Source organism: Micromonospora maris AB-18-032, assembly GCF_000204155.1.
GTDB classification, from domain to species: Bacteria; Actinomycetota; Actinomycetes; order Mycobacteriales; family Micromonosporaceae; genus Micromonospora; species Micromonospora gifhornensis.
Genome location: NC_015434.1, coordinates 1,903,814 through 1,923,666 on the forward strand (window position 1 = coordinate 1,903,814; position 19,853 = coordinate 1,923,666).

The window sequence follows — 19,853 nt, forward strand, 5'->3', positions numbered from 1 at the left end:
CGACCGGCCTGCCGGCTCTGACTGAACGCGGTCAGAGCCTTGTCATTTCGCCTCTCGTGGCGGATGGCTGCTGGTGTGTCGAGCGGGCGGGCCCGACGTGAGGTCGAGCCCGCCCGGTTTCGGTCCGGTTCTCCGGTGTTGGGCCTAGCCCGCCAGCCTGTCGTCCTGGGCGCCGGCGAACAGTGGATCAGCGATGGTCATCGTGCGACGAGGCTGAATCGCTGGTTGGTGCCGCCGTGGCAGTCGTAGAGCTGGACCTGTGCTCCGTTGGCGGTGCTCCAGGCGTCCAGGCAGCGTCCGGACTGGACGTTGCTGATGGTGCCGTTGGAGTTGACGTTCCATTGCTGGTTGCTTTGGCTGTGGCAGGTGTAGATCTGGACGGCGGCGCCGTTGCCGGAGCCTGCTGCGTCGAGGCACATGTTGCCGTACACCCGTAGTTGTTTGTCCGAGGTGTAGGTCCAGGCTTGGTTGGTCTGTCCGTGGCAGTCGTAGAGCTGTACCCGGGTGCCGTTGTTCTGGGAGGCGTTGGGTACGTCGATGCATCGACCCGACTGGCTGCCGACGATCTGGCTGGCGGAGCCGGAGGGTGGAGGCGTGGTCGGCGGCGGGCTGGTCGGCGGGGGAGTGGTGGGGGGCGGAGTGCCGTCCGGTGCCACCGCTCGGCCGGTGCTCGGTGAGATCATGCCCGGACAGAGGTTACGGCTGCTCAGGTTTGCCATGATCTGCGGAATCGCGTTGCGGGTGTTCTGGATGCCGTCGTGCATCAGGATCACCTGGCCGGCCTGGAGACGGCTGGCGTTGGAGACGATCTGGCTGACGCTTGCGCCGTTCCAGTCCTGGGAGTCGACGTCCCAGATCACCTGGCGCAGGCCGAGCGACGAGGCGACCGACTGGAGAGTCGAGTTGGTCTCCCCGTAGGGCGGGCGGAACAACTGCGGCCGGACGCCGGTCGCCGCCTGGATCGCCGAGTTGGTCTGGGAGAGGTCCGACTGCATCTGGCTCTGGTTCATCGAGGTCATGTGCGCGTGGTTCCAACTGTGGTTGGCCACCCACATGCCCGCGTCGACCTGGGCCCGCGCGGCGGACGGGTTGCTCTGCACGTTCTGCCCGACGTTGAACATGGTCGCCCGTACGCCGTTCGCGCGAAGCACGGACAGCAGTGCGCTGGTACTGCTGTTCGGCCCGTCATCGAAGGTGATGCCGACGTACCCGTTGCAGACGGCGGCGCTGGACGGAGTGGCGGCGACCGCGAGACCGGTGGCGCTCAGCGCCACGGTGGAGGCGAGCGCGGCCAACCGGACGGTGAGACGCGATTTTCGGGGGGCGGACGGGCGGCGGGAGCCGCCGATACTGGCGTACATGTGCAGGTCCTCCTTGGGACGGATGGCACCTGACGACGCATGGTTGTAATCGACAGGAGTTGATGCCATCGCGTTCGGAGTATTGCAACGGCGTTTCGAACACGTCAATGATTTCCGGAAGTTTTCCGGAAGTTCCGGAAAGGGTCGGCTGGTCGGCCGCGACCGCCCAGGCTGGCACGCGTACGGCGGCGTTGGCGCGGCCCTGTAAGGGGGGCTGGCTGGAGATGGCCACCGTCGAGTGCATCGACTGGTACAACAACCGCCGCCTGCAGGGCGAACTCGGACACGTCCCACCGGCTGAGCACGAAGCACGACACGCGATGACCCACCCGGTCACCGCATCCCTGGAAACCGGCTCACCAACTCTCCAGCAAACCCGGGGCTTGACAACCAACCGAGGTCCTGGATGGGGCGACGACGTTTGCCGGGTACGCCGACCAGAGTCTGCACGCCGATGAAGTCGCTGGTCGGGCCGAGGCCCGCGCGGACAGTGACGCGCCACTTTGGCCGGTCGAGGACGGCACGGTATTCGGACATCGTCACGACTTTGCCGGGGCCCTGACTCGACACCGAAAGCTCAAGATTTCCTCAAATGCTGCGCTTAGCTGCATTTAAATTCACTGACGCCTTTAGTTTCTTCGCATCCGATTGGCGCGGCCGCCCTACCGGAAAAACGATTCAAGTTCATTACTTCTACAACTGTAGGAGGTCATGATGAAACGACGCCTATTGGTGTCGACAACCGTCGCAACGCTGTGTGCTGTCACGCTTTCCGCGCCGTCCTCGTCGGCTGAGAACGGAAACGCCGACTGCAAGAACCTTCCCGGCGAGCGGGCCACCTCCGGCTGGACCAACTACGAGGAACTCGGCAAGCGACTCGCCCAGATCGAGGCGACCAGCCACGGCCGCGTCAACGTGGACGTCATCGGAGAGTCGAATCGGGGTCGGGACATCTACGCGGCGCGGGTCGGCACGGGTGACCGCGTACTGCTGATCACGAGCGAGATTCACGGCAACGAGAAGACCGGCACCGAGGCCCTGCTGCAGATGCTCAAGACCCTCGGATCCAGCGGCAGTGCACAGGCCAAGGCGATCCGCGAGAACTTGACCATCGTCGCTGTCCCGAAGTTCAACCCCGACGGTGCGGAGCTGAACCGTCGGCAGAACGACTTCCCGTGGAGCGAGGTGGTCCAGAAGTTCCCGCAGCTGGCCGGAACGAACCCGCCGTACTACTACAACAACGGCGCACAGGGCTTCGACATCAACCGGGACTTCAGCGCCGACCTCACCGCCGAGCCGTCCCCCGAGACCCGGCCGACGAACGAAACCCTCCCCGGCATGTACCTGACCAACGAGTCCCGGGCGCTGCGTGACCTGTACGTCGACCTCCGGGACGAGTTCGGCAAGGTCCACGCCTACGTCGACCTGCACCACATGGGCCCGTGCAACCAGAACAACGACACCGAGCAGTACGTGACGGTGTCGCTGGACTTCCCGCCGCTCGGCTCGGAGGTCGACGGCAACCCGCGGTACGCCGACTGGCCGTTGCTCGACCAGGATGCCTCTCGCCGTCACGCGCTGGCTGCCGCCCTCGGCATGATCGACCACGGGGGTAACGGATCGGGAACCAACTCGCCCTTCGTCGGTGGGGTGAGCCGTTACGTCCACTACCAGGTCGCCGACGGATACAGCTACGACCGGGACTACGCCGGCCAGGCCAGGTCGGCCTTCGCCCTCAACGGCAGCGCCACGGTGCTGTTCGAGGTACGTGGCCAGTCGCACGCGTGGGGCCAGAAGCAGAACGGCATGCTGACCCAGGTCGTGCAGGCCGGCCTCTTCGGAATCGCGGACCGGATGGCGGACAAGTCCGTCGACAACCTGAACGGCAACCACTTCTACGATCTGCCCAAGTACTGGTGAGCCACAGAGTCGATGCAGTAATCAACGAACCACGGCAATCACCTGGACCCTGACATCACCACATGAATCAACGGCCACCGCCCGGCATGGGCGGTGGCCGTTGAGCGCGCCCGGTCCGTACCCGATGTTGGGGGCAAGCTGGGTCAACAGCGGCGGCGGTCTGAAGCCGTGTGTGCCCGCCGAGTGCTGGACCGACGCTTCGTGGTCACCCGGCGTGTAGATCAACACGATTCCCAAGCTGAACTGATCCCGGCGCCTTTGCGAAAGCCGCGGGGCAGCCAGCGACTGGTGACGGAGTTTGACCTGCGATCACCTGACGGCGTCAGTCGAACAGCCGGTCGAGTGCTTCCTGTTCGAGGTCGCGCCAGCGTTGGGCGTCCTTCAGCGCCTTGGCGATCTCCTTCTCGTCGAGGTGGTGGGCGCCCTCCTCACGGATGCACGCGATGCTGAACGGCCTGCCGACCGACGGTGAGGTCCGCTCCAGGGCCTCCAGTACCCGTGCCACGCCCACCACGCCGTACTCGACGGTGCGTGTGGTCATCCGGAAGTGGGACAGCAGCGCGCCGGCCTGCTGGGCCATGGGTGCGCCGGAGCCGATGGCGTGGAAGCCCACGTCCTCGTAGCGGCCGATGAGCCCGTTGGGGTTGATCTCCACGATCCACGGTCCGCCCTGGCTGTAGCCGGCCGCGAGCAGGTACGCCGACACCCCGCCGCCGCTGTCCTCGCCGGGCACGTCCGGGATGTAGTTCTGGTAGTGCTTCTTGAAGACCGGCAGGACACGCTCCTGCAACTCGTCGCCGATCTCGGGTGCTTCGAGGATGGCGGTGGCCGACTCCTCAAGGAGGGGGCGCAGGTCGTTGAGGACTCCCCGCGCGCCGCTGCCGCCCCAGGCGGCGCAGGTGCCCAGCGGGTGCAGCTTCTGGGCGGGGAAGCTCAGACCGCGGTCGCTCTCGGTGATCTGGGAGTCCGCGCCGATCACCACCCCGTCGCTGCAGACAACGGCGAGTACGACGGTCATGGGTCCTCCTGGCAGGGTGAGGGTTGGTCGCGAGGTACCCGGCCGTCCGTCTGCCTACACCCCGAACTGCACCCAGACGCGGACGCGCTCGGTGACCCTGTCGCGCCCGCCGAGGGCGTCGCGGAGCTCGTCGGTGAACCTGGCTCGGCCCTGTGCGGAGGGCAGCCGTTCTGCCGACATGGCGGAGAAGACGCCGCCGATCATGTCGTCGATGGTGAGCACTGCGTCGTACTGCACCAACGATTCCGCGTATCGGTAGCCGGCGCGGACGAGGGCGTTCTGGTGGTGCAGGCGGCCGGGCTCGTCGGTCTGGCACGTTGCGGTGACGGGGTGCCCGAGCAGCCGTTGCAGGCATTCGCGCAGTGCCCCGGACCATTCGGTGTCCTGCATCCACAGCGGTGCACCGTTGGTGATCACGGCGATGCCGCCGCCGGGACGCAGCAGCGGTCGGACGGTCCTGAACAGCGCGTCGCGGTCCATGAAGTGGATGGCGACGGCCACGGTCAGCGCACCGATCGTCCGGTCGCCGAGCAGCCGGCCCAGTGTGGGTAGGTCGCTGTCATCGCCGAGCAGCCACATCGTGTTGGGTCTTGCGGCGTTGAGGGCAGCATGGCGGGCCAGGGCCAGCATGTCCGGCTCCGGGTCGACGCCGATGACGGTCCCGACCCGGGCGGCGAGCGGGAGGCTCAACTGGCCGGTGCCGCAGCCCAGGTCGACAGCTGTGTCGTCGGGACCGAGGTCGAACGCCTCGACGAGGGCGTCGAGCACCTCGGGCGGGTAACCGCGTCGGTGCCGGGCGTAGTACGTCGCCACCTCACCGCTGAAGCTTGCCTTCATGTCGACAGCCTGCGGCGACACAGGTCGGGAAGCGAGCGATTCTGCTGAGGGCATCGTCATTCACTCGTGGTGATCATGGTGTCGGATCCGCCCGGGCCTCCGCTTCGAGTTCGGATTCGTCGACGAGGCCGGCCACGAAGGTTTCGAAGTCGGGGGCGAGGACCGTGATCCGGTAGTTCCACTCCTGGTCGACGTGTACGACGGCCGGCTCGCCGACCGAACGGTAGTCGAGGGCGATCATGTCGTGGCCCGCCGACGGGCAGTCGGCGATGTAGACGCCGATGTCGGGGTAGCCCCATTCCGCGACCCAGAACGCGCTGCCGAACTCGCCGCACAAGCTGAAACGAGCAGTTCGACCGATCGCGGCGAGCATGTCCACGCCGACGTGGTCTTCCGCCCATGAGGTCCGGCTGGGCGCAGGGTGGGCGGTACGGGCGAACGAGCCGCCGTTGTGCCGACGGGCCAGATCGACGTACGCGGTGGGCAGTCGACGCCCAAGCTGCGCCTGGACCGACCGCAGGACCTCGTCGGTGAGCGGGTCTTCCAGCGGGCCGGTTCCGTCGAAGACGGCTGCGGGATCGAGCACCGGTCGACGGTAGCCGGTGGAGACAGCGCGTCTATGCATGAGTCGCGATAGCCGACTTTGATACATGCCGGAGGCGGTTGTTTCACGACACCGAAACATTGATGCCGCTGATTGTGACCCCGTCGTTACCGCTCGCACACTCCTGTGCGTCATGTTCCGGTCGAACGGAGGAACACATGCGTCTCCGATCATTTGTCAGCACAGCGCTGGCTGCGGTCCTGGCCGCCGCCGGCGCACTCATGCCGATGGCACCTGCCGCAGCGGCCACCGCTGACCGTTGGGGGTTCGCCTACGTCAAGGACCCCACCGTGCCGGCCTGGACCGTGCTCGACACCACCCGGCAGTGGGGCAGCTGGAAGACGGCATTCCCGACCGCCTGGGCCCAGGGCGCCAAGCTTGCACCTGGCCTGTTCCAGGTCCGCTTTCCGCAGGTAGGTGCCGGTCCGCGGGGCGTGCCGCACGTGACCCCGGTGAACCGGAGCGGGCATTACTGCGAGGTGGTTCGCTGGGGCCAGTCCGGTGCCGACCAGATCGTTGAGGTGCAGTGCCACCGGCCCGGCGGCGCACGCGAGGACACCCCGTTCACCGTGCTCTGGACCACTAGCTCGGGCGTGTTGCCAGCCGGCAACTCCTACGCGTACGTGCAGTGGGCCGGCGGCGCGTTGACGCAGTCGTACAACTCCACGGGCATGGCGAACGCGGCCGGGGCGTTCGGCGTCGGGCAGTACGCGGTGCGGCTGCCCGGGGTGGGGCTGCCCGACCTGCTCGCCGGCAACGTCCAGGTCACCGCCGTGCAACCGAACGCCCTTCCCCGCCGATGCAAGGTCAACTCCTGGGGCCCGGTCAGCACCTACGTGCAGGTGGAGGTCTTCTGCTACGACCAGGCCGGCGCGTTCACCAACACCGACTTCGTCCTCTCGTACCACCGCCGGCGGTCGGTGATCGGCTCCTTCGGCCCGCCGAACTACATCGGATACCTGGGTACCGCCGTCGGCGGACCGACCAACGACAACTCGATGGTCGGTGTCGGTGCCAACACGGTGGTGCCGGTGGCGCCCACCGGCCGCTTCCTGGCGACCTTCCCGCAGCTCGGCGTCAGGGAGACGCACGCCCAGGTCGTGGCGCAGGGGCCGGGCAGCAACTACTGCCACCTCACCCAACCCTGGTCGTACACCACTGACGCCGAGGTCGACGTGATCTGCTTCGACAACGCCGGCGTGATCACCCCGCACCGTTTCCTGGCCACCTTCACCTCCCGGGTCTGACGCCGGGAAGCGTCGACGGTGGCCCTGGGGCAGGCCACCGTCGACGCTGCGGCGGCCGATTCCGCACAGTGGTCAACCTCGCCGAGGTGTCTGTGCGGTGGCGCGGCCGAGCAGACCATCGTCACGTTCGGGCCGACCCTCTACCGTGCCCCGGCTCTGGTGAAGCAGGGTGACCAGGCCGTGGCCGTCGTCGATGCGGGCGTCCGGTCGCAACTGGGGGTGCGGTGGTTCGTGGTCGGTGCGAGGTGAGCGCATGAGGATCGCGGCACCGGCACCGGCTCGTCGGGCGCAGGCAACGTCGCGGTGCACAGTGTCGCCGATGAACCAGCACTCTCCGATCGGTACGCCGATGGCGTCGGCGGCCGACCAGGCCAGCCGCGGGTTGGGTTTACGGAGTCCGGCTTCGTCGCTGTAGAACTCGGCGGCGAACAGGTCGGACAATCCGGCGGTCGCGAGGAAATCGCGATGCGCGGCCCCGCAGAGCGCGTTGCTGACCACGGCCATCGGCAGACCCGCAGCCGCCGCGGCGTGCAACGCCTCCGGGATCCCGGGTCGGACCTGCCAATCCGGTCGCCAGGCCCAGGCGTACGCCAGCGGGGTCGCCGCGTCCTCGACCGCCGTGCGGGCCGGCGCGGGCCAGGAGTGGGTGACGAAGTCCGCCCACACCTGGGCGTGGGGCAGCTCGATCGGATCGTCGAGGTGGCCGCTGTCGTCGCGCCACCGGGCGTACGCCCTGCCGCCCTCGGTCAGGTCGGTGGTGATCTGCTCGACCGACACGGTGTCGCCGACCAGGTCGGACAGCCGCCGGACCAGGTCCGATGGAGCCGGTGACTGTCGCGGAGCGTCGGCCAGGACGCCACCGAAGTCCAGCAGAAGCGCACGAGGCGATCGCAGCATGCCACCATCCTGGCGTACGCAGGACAATTGACATCGTTGTTACAGGGACGGGTCCCAGGCGATGAGCTGATCGCGGCCCTCGGTGGCGTGGTAATCGACGACGGCGGGCTGGTGTGGCCAGGCGACCGTCGTTGCGCAGAGGGTGAACTGGCAGTCGTCGAATCGGAGCGGCGCGGTGGCGCGGAGGTTGCTGCGACCTTGAGTCGCTCATGGCGGGAGAGTTCTCGGGTGGCAGCAGGTGTTGAGAGCAACATGCGACCGGGGGGAGCGGGTGACCGCCCGGCGGGCGTACGCGCAACCGGTCGCCGACTCCGGAGAACACGTCCGCAGCAGTGTCCAGTTCGGACTGTAACGCGCCGGTATTGACGAGCGCGACCATTCAGCGCGTTACCTGCTGTTCTGTGCTCGGTTGTTGGCAAGGGGAACTGATGTGCCCTTGACGGACTGAGAAAAGAACTCGTGCTGCGTGTGTCGATCGTGAAGGCATGCGCGTACGCTGATTCACCATCACGCGGTCCCTAATTCTAGGAGGTGATCACGGTGAAGGGTGACGTTCGTGGAGTGGCCAACGCGGTCTGACGGTCAGTGAACCGGTGTCAGCGACAAGGAATTGCTCTTGTTGCTGACGCACCGAGCAGTCCTAGCCGGCAGCATCATGCTCTGGAGCTGCTGATACTCGCTGCCGGCTAGGCGCTTCGATCTGCTTGCAGGGCTCGTGGAATTCGATCTCCGCGGTCTGCCGAATGGCCGTGAGGCTTATCGGCAAGTGGCATTTGATCCGAAAAGAGGGCTGGTTCCGGCGTTCGTCATTCCCTGCGACGGGAATGTCATTCTCGCCGTGTGCGTTCTTCCAGCTTTCGGGCGATCCGTTCGATGGCACTGAGGTCTTCCGGGTCGAGTCGGTCGATGAAATGACGTCGTACCGACTCGACGTGGGTCGGTGCGGCGTCTTCGAGTGCGGTCAGACCCTGCGCGGTGAGGGTGAGGAGGCAGCCGCGACCGTCGTTCGGGTCGGGGGTACGCCGCAGCAGACCGCGAGCTTCCATCCGGGTGGCGTGCCGGGAGAGTCGGCTGCGCGACCAGCCCATCTTGTCGGCCTGCTCACCCAGGCCACTGGTGTGGTCGGGGCGCTCCGAGAGGGTGCTCAGCACCTCGTAGTCGGGTTCGGAGAGCCCGATCGCCGCGAGATCGCGGCTCGTGCCGGTCGAGACGGCGACCATCACCCGCCGGTACGCCCGCCACGCCCGCTCCTCGTCCGGCTTCAGCCAGCGGGGCCTCGCTGCCGGTTTCGTTGACATGTAATCAATCTAGCACCTACGATTCGTTTCCATGTCAACGAGACCGATTCGTGTTCTTGCCCTGGTGTGCAGCACCCGCCCCGGTGCCCTCGGCCCGGTTGTCGGGCAGTGGCTGATCGAAACGCTCACCCCACGGGCTGCGGAGCTCGGCGTCGAGCTCGTACCGGTCGCCATCGGCGACCTGAACCTGCCGTTCCTGGACGAGGAGGGGCATCCGTCGTCGGGCGACTACCGGCACGAGCACACCCGCCGCTGGAGCGAGACCGTCGACGCGGCGGACGCCTTCATCGCGATCACCCCGGAGTACAACTACGGGATGCCGGCGACCCTGAAGAACGCGCTGGACTACCTCAGTCGCGAGTGGGCCTGGAAGCCGATCGGGTTCGTCAGCTACGGCCACACCTCGGCCGGCACCCGGGCGGTCCAGCACGCCAAGCAGGTGGTCACCACGTTGCGTCTGGTCCCGCTGGGTGCCACCGTCGCGATCCGCATCGGTGCGGCCATGCAGGACGGCCGGCTGCGGCCCGACGCCGCCCACCATGCGGCGGGTGTCGGCCTGCTGGAGGAACTGGTCCGGGTCGCCCACGCGCTGCGGCCGATGCGGGAACGCGCGCACGTCGGATCCTGCGCCGGTCCGCTGCCTGGCTCCTACGCGAGGCGACTGACGGCCGACGACGTGGGCCAGGTGACGGTGCTCCAGCGGTGCTGCTGGGTGGACGAGGCCCTCGCCAACGACACCATGGACATACCGGCCCTGCACGAGTCGCCGGAGCAGGTGCGCGAGTGGCTGACCAGCTGGCACGCCACCGGCCTCTGGCGGGACGGCCGGCTACTGGGCATGGTGCGATCCCGTCGCGTCGACACCGACTGGCACGTGGGCCGGCTCGCTGTCGCTCCTGACCTGCGCGGCCAGGGGCTGGGCCGGTGGCTGCTGCGGACCGCCGAAGCCGCCGCCGATCCCGACTGCCGCCGCATCGTGCTGTTCACCGGGGCCAGGAGCCAGCGCAACATCGACCTCTACCACAGCGAGGGGTACCGGCCGGTGTCGCTCGCCAGCCCGGACGGCACCACCTGCCTGACCAAGCCGGCAGCCTGATGAATCGCCGCGGCGCGCGCAACCAGTCGGCGATCGATCCTTGACCTCACGTGTGGTTGAGGTTTGAGACTGGCCCCGGCGGCGACGGATCACGGGGAGGCTACGCATGCAGGCAGTGGTGTTCAGGCAGGTCGGCGGGCCAGAGGTGCTGGAATGGGCTGAGGTCGAGACGCCGGAGGCGGGCCCCGGCCAGGTCCGGGTGAGCGTGCGGGCGGCCGGCGTGCAGCCCATCGACTGCGCGGTACGCGCCGGACGTACGCCCGACTGGGCGCGGGCCCCACTGCCCGCGGTGCCGGGCAACGAGTTCACCGGAGTGGTCGATCAGGTTGGTGACGGGGTCGACGGCGTGGCCGTCGGTGACGAGGTGCTGGGCTTCGGCTTCATGAACGCCGCGGCCGAGTTCATCGTGGTACCCGCCGACCAGGTGACCGCCAAGCCGGCCGCCATGCCCTGGGAGGTCGCCGGAGGGTTCAGCGGCGCGGCCCAGACCGCGCACATCGCCCTCGAACAGATCCGGCCCGCGTACGGCGAAACCCTGCTCGTGCACGGCGCGGCCGGTGCCGTCGGCGCGGTGGCGGTGCAACTCGCGCTGCGGGCCGGAGCCCGTGTGGTGGGCACCGCCGGCACCGCCAACCAGGACTATCTGCGTACCCTCGGCGCGATGCCGGTGGTCTACGGCCCTGACCTGGTCGACCGTCTCCGCGGCCTGTTGCCGGGCGGCGCCGATCTGGTGCTCGACGGTGCCGGGGGCGAGGCGCTCACCGCGTCCCTGGCCCTGTGCCCCGACCGTTCCCGGATCCTCACCCTGACCGAGCATGCCCGCGCTGCCGACCTCGGCATCCGGACCACCCCGAACCTGCGTTCCGCTGCCCGCCTCGCCGCTCTTGCTGCCCTCTATGCCACAGGTGACCTGCGCTTCCTTGTCCGTCGGACCTATCCGATGGCGAAGGCCGCCGACGCCCATCGGGAGGTGGAGACCGGCCACGGCCGGGGCAAGGTGGTCCTGGTCCGATGAAGGTCGGCGTGATCCTGCCCTCGCTGACGATCCAACGGCGAGACTCCCTCGACCTTGCTGCCGCCGCCCGCCACGCGGAGGACGCTGGTCTGGACAGCGTGTGGCACGGCGATCATCTCGCCGTCGGGATGCCCACCGTGGACTGCACGATCGCCCTGGCCGTCGCCGCTACCGCCACCGCCCGCATCCGGATCGGCGCGAGTGTCTTCATTCCCGCGATCCGCCCGCTGGTGTGGGCCGCGAAGCAGGTGGCGAGCCTGCAACTGGTCTCCGGCAACCGCCTCCTGCTCGGTGTCGGCTCCGGTGGTGGCGCCGCCCAGTGGGCGGCGGCGGGTGTCGCCTTCCGCGAGCGCGGCCCGCGTACCGACACCGCGCTGCGGCTGCTACCCGGACTGTTGGCGGGCGAGTCGGTGACCACGCCGGACGGAAGCGTGGTCACGCTCTCGCCCGGCGTCGAGGTTCCGCCACTGTGGGTGGGCAATGCCTCGACCGTGGCGATCGACCGGGCGGCCCGGCTGGGTGACGGCTGGTTCCCGTCACTGATCACTCCCACGGCACTGGCCCAGGGTCGGGCCCGGCTCGATGGGGTGGCTGTCGCCGCCGGCCGACCGGTGCCGACGGTGACCATCGGTGCCACCGGTGCGCTGGGCGATGCCCCGGGCACGCCCTCCCGCGCGGAGTTGGCGGCAGGGCTGGCCGGCGCGTACCGGCACACCGCCCGCGACGCCGAGGAACTTCCCATCACCGGCGGGCCGGACGAGGCCGCCGAACGCCTCGCGGAGTACGCCGCCCACGGCGCGAACCATGTGGTCATCGGATTGTCCGGCCCGGACTGGCGGGCACAGGTCGATCTCCTCGCCGAGGTTCGCCGCCGGTTACCAGGACCGGGTGACGAGTGATTCGCGGATTTTGTCCGCCAGCTTAGGATCAAGAGCATGAATTCCGATCTCGACACTTTGCCGAAGATCAGTGCGCCGGCGACACGGGCGCTGCACAACGCCGGCTACGCGACGCTGCGCGATCTCGTCGGGGTGTCGCGTGCCGAGTTGGCCGAGCTGCACGGCATGGGACCGAAGGCACTCGGGATCATCCAGAGCGCACTGGAGGAGCACAACCTGACTCTCGGTAGGTGACGCGCGGGCAGGCGTGCGCGGGTACGTGCGGACGAGCCCGCGGAGCAGGCGGTGGGACCGGGTCCCACCGCCTGCTCCCGGTCACCTGGCGGGGGTGTGTCGTTGGTTACCGCTGATCTGCCCCAGGGGAGCGCGGCCGCCGCCGCGTCCGTCCCGGTCGCGCCGGTCGCGTCGGTCGTGTCGGTTGTTGCCCGACGACGACAGTGAGGCCGCCGCCGCAACTCGGGGATCCTGCATGCTGTACCGACCCGACTGGTACGCGACTATCTGCGTCAGCCGGCGACTCTCGATGAAATTGACGAGATTCGCCTCGTAGGTGTTGTACGCGTTGCTCGCCCTCTGAGCGGCGCGGTTCACCGCGTCCTGGAGCGGTTGTCGTACGTCCGCCGTCTGGGCGTATACGACCCGGGCTTGCTCGACGGTGTATCCCTGTTCGGTGATGTGCCGCTGAACATCACCATCGAAGGCCGCCAGTTCTTCCTGACGCTGGGCGAGGCGTTCGTCTGCTCGTACGATGTCGGTCCACGGGTTCGCGGTGTCAAAGGCTTGTTGCTGCGCTTCGGGCAGGAACGCTCGGGCCTCCTCGATGCCCAACTGGGTGACCAGTTCACGAGCAGTCCGTGGAGGTGGCGGGTCGGTGTAGAACTCGTTGTTGGCGCCGCCGGGGTCTGGATAGGTCATCGAAGTCCCTCCGTGGGTCGGGAAGCTTCTGGCATGACGTGCCGGCGGGCTCACCGGTTCAACGGGGTTTCAGGACGCCTGACGGGTCGGCATGTCGGCCAGCCAGACGTCCGCCAGCTCGTTGAGGGGGACGTCGAGGGCCTGGCTGAGGCAGACCACCGTGCCGAACGCCGGTGCGGGCAGGCGACCGGCCTCGATCTTGCGCAGGGTCTCGGGGGAGATGCCGGCTGCCAGGGCCACCTCGACGAGGCTGCGGCCGGCGCGTGCGGCCCGCAGCGCCGTTCCGAGGCGCTGGCCCGCCGCGATCTGTTCGGCGGTGAGTGGTTGGCGAACCATGCCAGCAGGATAGTCCGCCGGCACCCCGACGGGTCGTGGTATAAAAATACCGCTTCATCGAGGGGGGTAGTCGTGATCGAGTTGAAGTCCGTCGAGGAGATCGGTCGGATGGCGGTGACCGGCCAGTTCGTCGGCGAACTGCTCGCCGAGTTGCGCACTGTCGCCGCAGTCGGTGTCAACCTGATGGACCTCGAACACCACGCCCGTCGCCGCATCGCCGAACGCGGCGCCGAATCCTGCTACTGGGACTACGCTCCCTCGTTCGGTCGGGGGCCGTTCCGCAACGTGCTGTGCCTGTCGGTCAACGACGCGGTGCTGCACGGCCTGCCCCACGACTACGTGCTGCGCGACGGCGACCTGCTCAGCATCGACATGGCGGTCGGCATCGACGGTTGGGTCGCCGACTCGGCGCTCTCCTTCGTCGTCGGCACCCCCGACCCGGCCGACCTGAGGCTGATCGAGGCCACCGAGGTCGCACTGGAGGCCGCCATCGCCGCCGCCCAGCCCGGCGGTCGCCTCGGTGACATCTCCGCCGCCATCGGCGAGGTCGCCGAGGCGTACGGCTACGGGGTCAACGCCGAGTTCGGCGGACATGGCATCGGCCGCACCATGCACGAGGCCCCGCACGTGGCCAACGACGGCCGTCCCCGCCGCGGGCTGAAGCTCGACCCCGGCCTGACCCTGGCCATCGAGCCCTGGTTCTGCCGCTCCACCGACAAGATCAGGTACGACAGCGACGGCTGGACGATCCGCTCCGCCGACGGCTCCCGCACCGCCCACTCCGAACACACGGTCGCCATCACCGCGGCCGGCCCGCAGGTGCTGACCCGGCGGCCCGCGCCCGGCCACTGACAGGGACTTTTCCGTCCAGATCCGTAAACCTCTCATTCTTGCTACAAAAGGGATGAGGTGGTGGTTCCGGGCGGAAGAGGTGACCGTGACAGCGGGTGACAGCGCGGCCGGTCGAACCAAGCCCCCCAGACGCAATCTCGTGGCGATCATCGCGATCGTCGTGCTCTCCGGCGCCTTCTTCGGCTACAACCAGGGCGTCATCAGCGGAACCCTGAGCGACATCCGTCAGGCCTTCCACGCGGACACCTTCGCCGTCGAGGCAGCGGCGAGCTGGGTGACGATCGGCGCGTTGGTCGGTGCGCTGGTCGGTGGTCATCTCGCGGACCGGGTAGGTCGGCGGGGCGCCCTGTGGGTCGCCGCCGCCACGTACATCGTCGGCACGATCGTCCAGGCTGCCGCGCCGAGCATCGCCGTACTGTCCGGTGCGCGGCTGGTGCTCGGCGTGGGTATCGGGGTGGCGTCGGTCGCCGGGCCGATGTTCGCGGCCGAGGCCGCCCCCGAGCGGATCCGGGGCGGGTTGGTGGCGGTCTACCAACTCTCGATCACCGCCGCGATCTTCATCGGCTACCTCGCCGACGAGTTGTTCACCCGATCCGGGTCGTGGCGCTATCTGCTGGGCGTCGCGGTGCTGCTGGGCGTGGCCCTGATCCTGATCACCGTCGTGATACCGGACTCCGCGATCTGGTACCTGCGCCGGGGCGACCGGGATCGGGCGCAGCGTGCGTTGGCGAGTACGGTGCCTCGGGCGAAGGTGCAGTCCAGGCTCCAGGACATGGAGAAGAGCCTGCGGGGCAGGCGGGCGAGCTGGCGGGAGCTGCTGTCTGCGCAGTGGCGGCGGCCGTTGGCACTGGGCATCGGGCTGGCGCTGTTCCAGCAGACGACAGGCATCAACGGCATCATCTACTACGCGGACTCGATCTTCGCGGCGGCCGGCTTCCGGACGGCCGAGGCGCAACTGTCCGCCACGACGTGGGCGATCGGCGCCGTCAACACCGTCTTCGCCGTGGTGGCCGTGGGTCTGCTGGACCGGGTCGGCCGACGTCCGCTGCTGCTGGTGGGGCTGCTGGGTATGGCTGCCGCGCTGGTCATGGTGAGTGTGAGCTTCCTGAAGCTCGGCTCCGGTCGGTCGGGAACCGAGACACCGGGGCTGCCCGACGCAGGTGTCTTCCTGCTCTCCGGGGTGATCCTGTTCATCGCCTTCTACGCCATGACGATCGGCCCGGCGACCTGGACCATCATCAACGAGATCTATCCCGGCCCGATCCGGGGGCGGTGCGTCGCCATCGCCTCGGCGACCCACTGGGGTGCCGAGTACGTGATCACCCAGTTCTTCCTGAGCCTGCTCGACGCGCTCGGCAGGGCCGGCGTGTTCGCGCTCTTCGCCGGGCTGTGCGCGCTCGGGTTCCTGTTCGTCTGGCGCTACCTGCCCGAGACCAGGGGCAAGACGCTGGAACAGATCCAGGACATGTGGGCCGCCGGCGGCAGGACGCACGGTCACCGAAAGCCTTAAATCCTGCCTCTCGGATCAAACCACCGCAAACCGGTCTAACTAGTCCTACAGTCGGACTTGGCATTCGGTAGGTCGATGAGCGGGAACGCCAGACGCGGCAGCAGGGTGGCTCGGCGCGAACCCGTACCGACGGGTCCGCCCAACCGGCCGGCGACGCCATCCGGCGACTGCTGAGAAGGATCAGGAAATGCATCTCACTCCGAGAGAGTTCGACAAGCTCACCATCCTCTCGTTGGCAATGGTGGCCAATGCCCGACGGGCGAAGGGTCTGAAGCTCAACCATCCCGAGTCGGTGGCGGTGATCTGCGCCGCGGCCCTGGAAGGCGCCCGCGAGGGAAAGACCGTCGAAGAGGTCATGAACGACGCGCGCACCGTGCTCAAGGCCGACGACGTGATGCCCGGCGTGGGGGACATGATCCCGATGCTCCAGGTCGAGGCGGTGTTCACCGACGGATCCCGGCTGATCACCATCCACTCGCCCATTCAATGAGGCGCTCCCTTTCGTGACAGAGCGAGGCAGAAATGGCGAAACAACATCCGGGACCGAACTCCAAACACCTCCGTCCGATCGGTGGATACAAGCTCAGCGACCAGCCGTTGGAGCTCAACGCCGGCCGCCCGGTGATCGAAGTCGTCGTGCACAACACCGGTGACCGGCCCATCCAGGTGGGCTCCCACTTCCACTTCTTCGAGGCGAACCGGTACCTCGAATTCGATCGACCGGCCGCCTTCGGCAAACGACTCAACATCCCGGCGACCACGTCGATCCGGTTCGAACCGGGTGACCGCAAGACCGTGCAACTGATCCCGTTCGGAGGTCTGCAACGCGTGTACGGGTTCAACGGCCTGGTCCAGGGCTGGACCGGCGACGACCCGACGCCGCCGGACTACCGACCGGATCGCGCCGAGTCGCTGCACAACGCCAGGACACGCGGCTTCAAGTTCAGCGCGCAGGACCAGGGCGACAACAAGAAGCAGTAGGCGCCGACGAGCGCGTACGGAACCTGGAGCGGAAGAGAATGAGTCAGATTTCGCGGCAAGAGTATGCCGGGATGTACGGCCCCACCACGGGCGACCAGATCCGGTTGGCCGACACCGACCTCTACATCGAGATCGAGAAGGACCTGCGGGTCCTGGGCGACGAGGTCATGTACGGCGGCGGCAAGACCCTACGCGACGGCATGGGCAGCAGCAGTCAGGCCACCAGCGCCGAAGGGGTGCTGGACCTGGTGATCACCAATGTCACCGTCCTCGACGCGCTGCTCGGCGTGATCAAAGCCGATGTCGGCATCAAGGACGGCAGGATCGCCGGCATCGGCAAGGCCGGCAACCCGAACATCATGGACGGGGTCACTCCCGCTCTGGTGACCGGACCGGGAACCGACGCGATCTCCGGTGAACACCTGATCCTGACCGCGGGCGGCATCGACGCCCACGTCCACCTGGTCACGCCGTTCCAGGTGCAGACGGCGCTCAGCAACGGGGTGACCACCCTCTGGGGTGGCGGCACCGGCCCCACCGACAGCACAAACGGCGTCACCATCACGCCGGGCCCGTGGAACATCCACAACATGATGCGTGCCTTCGAGACCCTGCCGATCAACATCGGCCTGCTGGGCAAGGGCAACAGCAGTGGGCGCGCGCCGCTGGTGGAGCAGATCATGGCCGGGGTGCCGAGCTTCAAGATCCACGAGGACTGGGGTGCGCCGCCTGCGGTGATCCGCTCGTGCCTGGCGGTCGCCGACGAGTACGACGTGCAGGTCAGCATCCACACCGACACCCTCAACGAGAGCGGCTACATCGAGGACTCGATCGCCGCCTTCGAGGGCCGGACCATCCACACCTTCCACACCGAGGGCGCCGGTGGCGGCCACGCGCCGGACATCATCAAGGTGGCCGGTCAGATGAACGTGCTGCCCGGCTCGACCACGCCCACCGTGCCGTACGGCATCAACAGCCAGTCCGAGCTGTACGACATGATCATGGTCTGCCACAACTTCAACCCGAAGGTCCCCTCCGACGTGGCATTCGTGGAGAGCCGCATCCGCACCGAGACCATCGCGGCCGAGGACGTGCTGCTCGACGAGGGCGTCATCTCGATGATGCAGAGCGACTCGCAGGCCATGGGCCGGGTGGGGGAGACCTGGCTGCGCACCATCCAGCTCGCCGGCCAGATGAAGAACGTCCGCGGCAAGCTCGCCGAGGACTCGTCAAGCAACGACAACTTCCGGGTGCTGCGCTACGTCGCCAAGATGACCATCAACCCGGCCATCACCCAGGGCGTCTCGCACGTCATCGGATCGGTGACCCCGGGCAAGCTGGCCGACCTGGTGCTCTGGGAACCCGCCTTCTTCGGCGTGAAGCCCAAGATGGTGCTCAAGGGCGGCATGATCGCCTGGTCGATCATGGGCGACCCGAACGCCTCGCTGCCCACACCCCAGCCGGTCTACTACCGGCCCTCGTTCGGCGCGACCGGCACCCAGGTCGCCAAGAACTGCGTCACCTTCGTCTCCAAGGCCGCCCACGAGAACGGCATCGGCGAACAGTTGGGCCTGCAACGGCAGGTCATGCCGGTCTACCAGTGCCGCAACCTGACCAAGCGGGACATGGTGCGCAACGACCGGACCCCGAAGCTCGAGGTCGACCCCGAGACCTTCGCGGTGAAGATGGACGGCGTCCACGCGACCGTGCCGGCGGCCAAGAACCTCCCGATGAGCCAGCTCTACTTCTTCAGCTGACGCGTACGCGGCACCGCCCGGGCGCGGATCGCGTGAAAGGACGACACATGATCGTGGAAGCGGTACTCGGCAACGTGGCCGAGCCGGACTGGACCGAGCGGCTGAGCAACGCCAAGGTCGACGACCTGGTCCTCGACCAGTGGGAGGCCCAGAAGAGCCGGCTGCGCAAGGCGACAAGCCTCGGCACCGAACTCGCGCTGACCCTGTCCCGGGGCGTACGCCTGCGCGACGGCGACATCCTCGCCTGGGACGAACTCACCGCGACGGCGGTGGTGGCCCGCATCGCGCTCGGCGAGGTGATGGTCGTGCACCTGGACAAGCTGCACGGCGAATCCCTGGACATGGTGATCCGCTCGGCAGTGGAACTCGGTCACGCCATCGGCAACCAGCACTGGCCGGCCGTGGTGAAGGGCACCAAGATGTACGTGCCGCTGACCGTGGACCGCAAGGTCATGGACTCGGTGATGCGGACCCACTCGTTCACCGGCATCTCGCACGAGTTCATCGCCGGTACGGAGGTCATCGCCTACCTCGCCCCGCACGAGTCGCGGCGGTTGTTCGGCGGAGCGGACTCCACCCCGCACTCGCACCTGCCCGCCGAGCTCAACTGAAGGAGCCTCTTGTGCCCAGCATGGCCGAGGCGCTGCGGCTGCTCCAGTTCGGCGACTCGGTGTTTCCCGTCGGCGCCTTCTCCTTCTCCAACGGTCTGGAGATGGCCGTCCAGCACGGGACCGTGCACGACCGGAGCAGCCTGCAGGAGTACGTCCGGACGATCACCCGGCTCGCCGCGACGGGCGACGGGGTCGGCGTACTCGTCGGGCACCGTGGCGCGGCCCTCGGCGACCTCGACCAGATCCGGCGGGCGGACGAGGCCGTCCATCTTCGCAAGATCAACGAAGAGATGCGCACCATGTCGGTACGCATGGGTCGCAAGCTCGCCGAGGCGGCCAACCGGGTCATCGGTGAGTCCCTGCTCAAGAAGCGGGCCGGCGAGAGCGACAGCCTCGTCCCGGTGACCTATCCGGTGGCACTCGGCGTGCTCTTCGCCGAACTCGGCGTCGACGAGCAGGGCGCCTTCGCGGCCCACCAGTACGGTGCGGCGTCGATGGTGTTGAGCGCGGCGATCCGGCTGCTGCGGGTGGACCACCTCGACGCGCAGTCGATCCTGTTCGCGGTCAACGAGCGGGTCGACGACGACTACCAGGACATCCGCGGCGCCACCCTCGACGACATGCAGGGCTTCGCCCCGCATCTGGACATCCTCGCCGCCGCACACCAGCACGCGCATGTCCGCATGTTCATGAGCTGAA

The 19,853-nt window shown here is 68.0% G+C and carries 22 protein-coding genes; 13 read left to right on the forward strand and 9 right to left on the reverse strand.

The window, feature by feature from the left end; all coding sequences use genetic code 11:
- Positions 1-197: 197 nt before the first annotated feature.
- Positions 198-1,361: a polysaccharide deacetylase family protein gene (locus VAB18032_RS29975; RefSeq protein WP_013732445.1), complete on the reverse strand. Its 1,164-nt coding sequence runs from the start codon at positions 1,359-1,361 to the stop codon at positions 198-200.
- 333 nt (positions 1,362-1,694) lie between these two features.
- On the reverse strand, positions 1,695-1,898 hold the full coding sequence (locus VAB18032_RS31575; RefSeq protein ID WP_148272225.1) for a hypothetical protein: 204 nt from the start codon (positions 1,896-1,898) through the stop codon (positions 1,695-1,697).
- A 177-nt stretch (positions 1,899-2,075) separates the two neighbouring features.
- Between VAB18032_RS31575 and VAB18032_RS08790 the strand changes: the two genes are divergently transcribed.
- Positions 2,076-3,281 carry a M14 family zinc carboxypeptidase gene (locus VAB18032_RS08790; protein WP_198408926.1) on the forward strand — a complete coding sequence of 402 codons (1,206 nt, stop codon included), beginning with the start codon at positions 2,076-2,078 and terminating at the stop codon, positions 3,279-3,281.
- Between the two features lie 322 nt (positions 3,282-3,603).
- Here VAB18032_RS08790 and VAB18032_RS08795 read toward each other — a convergent pair whose 3' ends face one another.
- The 3 genes from VAB18032_RS08795 to VAB18032_RS08805 all read right to left on the reverse strand — a co-directional run bounded on the left by VAB18032_RS08795 (position 3,604) and on the right by VAB18032_RS08805 (position 5,761).
- Positions 3,604-4,299, reverse strand: coding sequence for an Ntn hydrolase family protein (locus VAB18032_RS08795; RefSeq protein WP_013732447.1), 696 nt, complete (start codon positions 4,297-4,299; stop codon positions 3,604-3,606).
- A 54-nt stretch (positions 4,300-4,353) separates the two neighbouring features.
- Complete coding sequence (locus tag VAB18032_RS08800; RefSeq protein WP_013732448.1) at positions 4,354-5,136, reverse strand: class I SAM-dependent methyltransferase; 783 nt, start codon at positions 5,134-5,136, stop codon at positions 4,354-4,356.
- Positions 5,137-5,209: 73 nt separating this feature from the next.
- Entirely contained in the window at positions 5,210-5,761 is a 552-nt protein-coding gene (locus VAB18032_RS08805) for an SMI1/KNR4 family protein (RefSeq protein ID WP_043720146.1), read from the reverse strand.
- Positions 5,762-5,898: 137 nt separating this feature from the next.
- Between VAB18032_RS08805 and VAB18032_RS08810 the strand changes: the two genes are divergently transcribed.
- Positions 5,899-6,987: a hypothetical protein gene (locus VAB18032_RS08810; RefSeq protein ID WP_013732450.1), complete on the forward strand. Its 1,089-nt coding sequence runs from the start codon at positions 5,899-5,901 to the stop codon at positions 6,985-6,987.
- A gap of 72 nt (positions 6,988-7,059) precedes the next feature.
- Here the strand turns inward: VAB18032_RS08810 and VAB18032_RS08815 are convergent, their stop codons facing one another.
- Both VAB18032_RS08815 and VAB18032_RS08820 read right to left on the reverse strand, forming a co-directional pair.
- The gene (locus VAB18032_RS08815) at positions 7,060-7,884 is read right to left on the reverse strand and encodes an HAD family hydrolase (protein ID WP_013732451.1); all 825 of its coding nucleotides are present in this window, start codon (positions 7,882-7,884) and stop codon (positions 7,060-7,062) included.
- Positions 7,885-8,711: 827 nt separating this feature from the next.
- On the reverse strand, positions 8,712-9,182 hold the full coding sequence (locus VAB18032_RS08820; protein WP_013732452.1) for a MarR family winged helix-turn-helix transcriptional regulator: 471 nt from the start codon (positions 9,180-9,182) through the stop codon (positions 8,712-8,714).
- Between the two features lie 31 nt (positions 9,183-9,213).
- Here VAB18032_RS08820 and VAB18032_RS08825 point away from each other — a divergent pair, with 31 nt between their 5' ends.
- From VAB18032_RS08825 to VAB18032_RS08840, 4 genes are all read left to right on the forward strand, one after another.
- The gene (locus VAB18032_RS08825) at positions 9,214-10,278 is read left to right on the forward strand and encodes a bifunctional NAD(P)H-dependent oxidoreductase/GNAT family N-acetyltransferase (RefSeq protein ID WP_043720149.1); all 1,065 of its coding nucleotides are present in this window, start codon (positions 9,214-9,216) and stop codon (positions 10,276-10,278) included.
- A gap of 106 nt (positions 10,279-10,384) precedes the next feature.
- Positions 10,385-11,293 (forward strand): NADP-dependent oxidoreductase, encoded by a 909-nt coding sequence (locus VAB18032_RS08830; protein WP_013732454.1) that lies wholly within the window; start codon positions 10,385-10,387, stop codon positions 11,291-11,293.
- Positions 11,290-12,192: an LLM class flavin-dependent oxidoreductase gene (locus tag VAB18032_RS08835; RefSeq protein WP_013732455.1), complete on the forward strand. Its 903-nt coding sequence runs from the start codon at positions 11,290-11,292 to the stop codon at positions 12,190-12,192. Before VAB18032_RS08830 ends, VAB18032_RS08835 begins: the two co-directional genes overlap by 4 nt.
- Before the next feature lie 36 nt (positions 12,193-12,228).
- Positions 12,229-12,426, forward strand: coding sequence for a helix-hairpin-helix domain-containing protein (locus VAB18032_RS08840; RefSeq protein ID WP_013732456.1), 198 nt, complete (start codon positions 12,229-12,231; stop codon positions 12,424-12,426).
- 81 nt (positions 12,427-12,507) lie between these two features.
- Here the strand turns inward: VAB18032_RS08840 and VAB18032_RS08845 are convergent, their stop codons facing one another.
- Positions 12,508-13,107 (reverse strand): hypothetical protein, encoded by a 600-nt coding sequence (locus VAB18032_RS08845; protein WP_013732457.1) that lies wholly within the window; start codon positions 13,105-13,107, stop codon positions 12,508-12,510.
- Positions 13,108-13,176: 69 nt separating this feature from the next.
- On the reverse strand, positions 13,177-13,443 hold the full coding sequence (locus tag VAB18032_RS08850; RefSeq protein WP_013732458.1) for a helix-turn-helix domain-containing protein: 267 nt from the start codon (positions 13,441-13,443) through the stop codon (positions 13,177-13,179).
- Between the two features lie 72 nt (positions 13,444-13,515).
- Here VAB18032_RS08850 and map point away from each other — a divergent pair, with 72 nt between their 5' ends.
- The 7 genes from map to VAB18032_RS08885 all read left to right on the forward strand — a co-directional run bounded on the left by map (position 13,516) and on the right by VAB18032_RS08885 (position 19,852).
- Entirely contained in the window at positions 13,516-14,295 is a 780-nt protein-coding gene (map, locus tag VAB18032_RS08855; RefSeq protein WP_013732459.1) for a type I methionyl aminopeptidase, read from the forward strand.
- A 52-nt stretch (positions 14,296-14,347) separates the two neighbouring features.
- Positions 14,348-15,805, forward strand: coding sequence for a sugar porter family MFS transporter (locus VAB18032_RS08860; RefSeq protein WP_050814570.1), 1,458 nt, complete (start codon positions 14,348-14,350; stop codon positions 15,803-15,805).
- Between the two features lie 187 nt (positions 15,806-15,992).
- Complete coding sequence (locus VAB18032_RS08865) at positions 15,993-16,295, forward strand: urease subunit gamma (RefSeq protein WP_013732461.1); 303 nt, start codon at positions 15,993-15,995, stop codon at positions 16,293-16,295.
- Positions 16,296-16,327: 32 nt separating this feature from the next.
- Positions 16,328-16,786, forward strand: a complete 459-nt coding sequence (locus VAB18032_RS08870) for an urease subunit beta (RefSeq protein ID WP_013732462.1) — start codon at positions 16,328-16,330, stop codon at positions 16,784-16,786.
- 38 nt (positions 16,787-16,824) lie between these two features.
- Entirely contained in the window at positions 16,825-18,543 is a 1,719-nt protein-coding gene (locus VAB18032_RS08875) for an urease subunit alpha (protein WP_013732463.1), read from the forward strand.
- A gap of 47 nt (positions 18,544-18,590) precedes the next feature.
- Positions 18,591-19,154 (forward strand): urease accessory protein UreE, encoded by a 564-nt coding sequence (locus VAB18032_RS08880; protein ID WP_013732464.1) that lies wholly within the window; start codon positions 18,591-18,593, stop codon positions 19,152-19,154.
- A gap of 20 nt (positions 19,155-19,174) precedes the next feature.
- Positions 19,175-19,852 (forward strand): urease accessory protein UreF, encoded by a 678-nt coding sequence (locus VAB18032_RS08885; RefSeq protein ID WP_232510760.1) that lies wholly within the window; start codon positions 19,175-19,177, stop codon positions 19,850-19,852.
- Position 19,853: the final 1 nt, after the last annotated feature.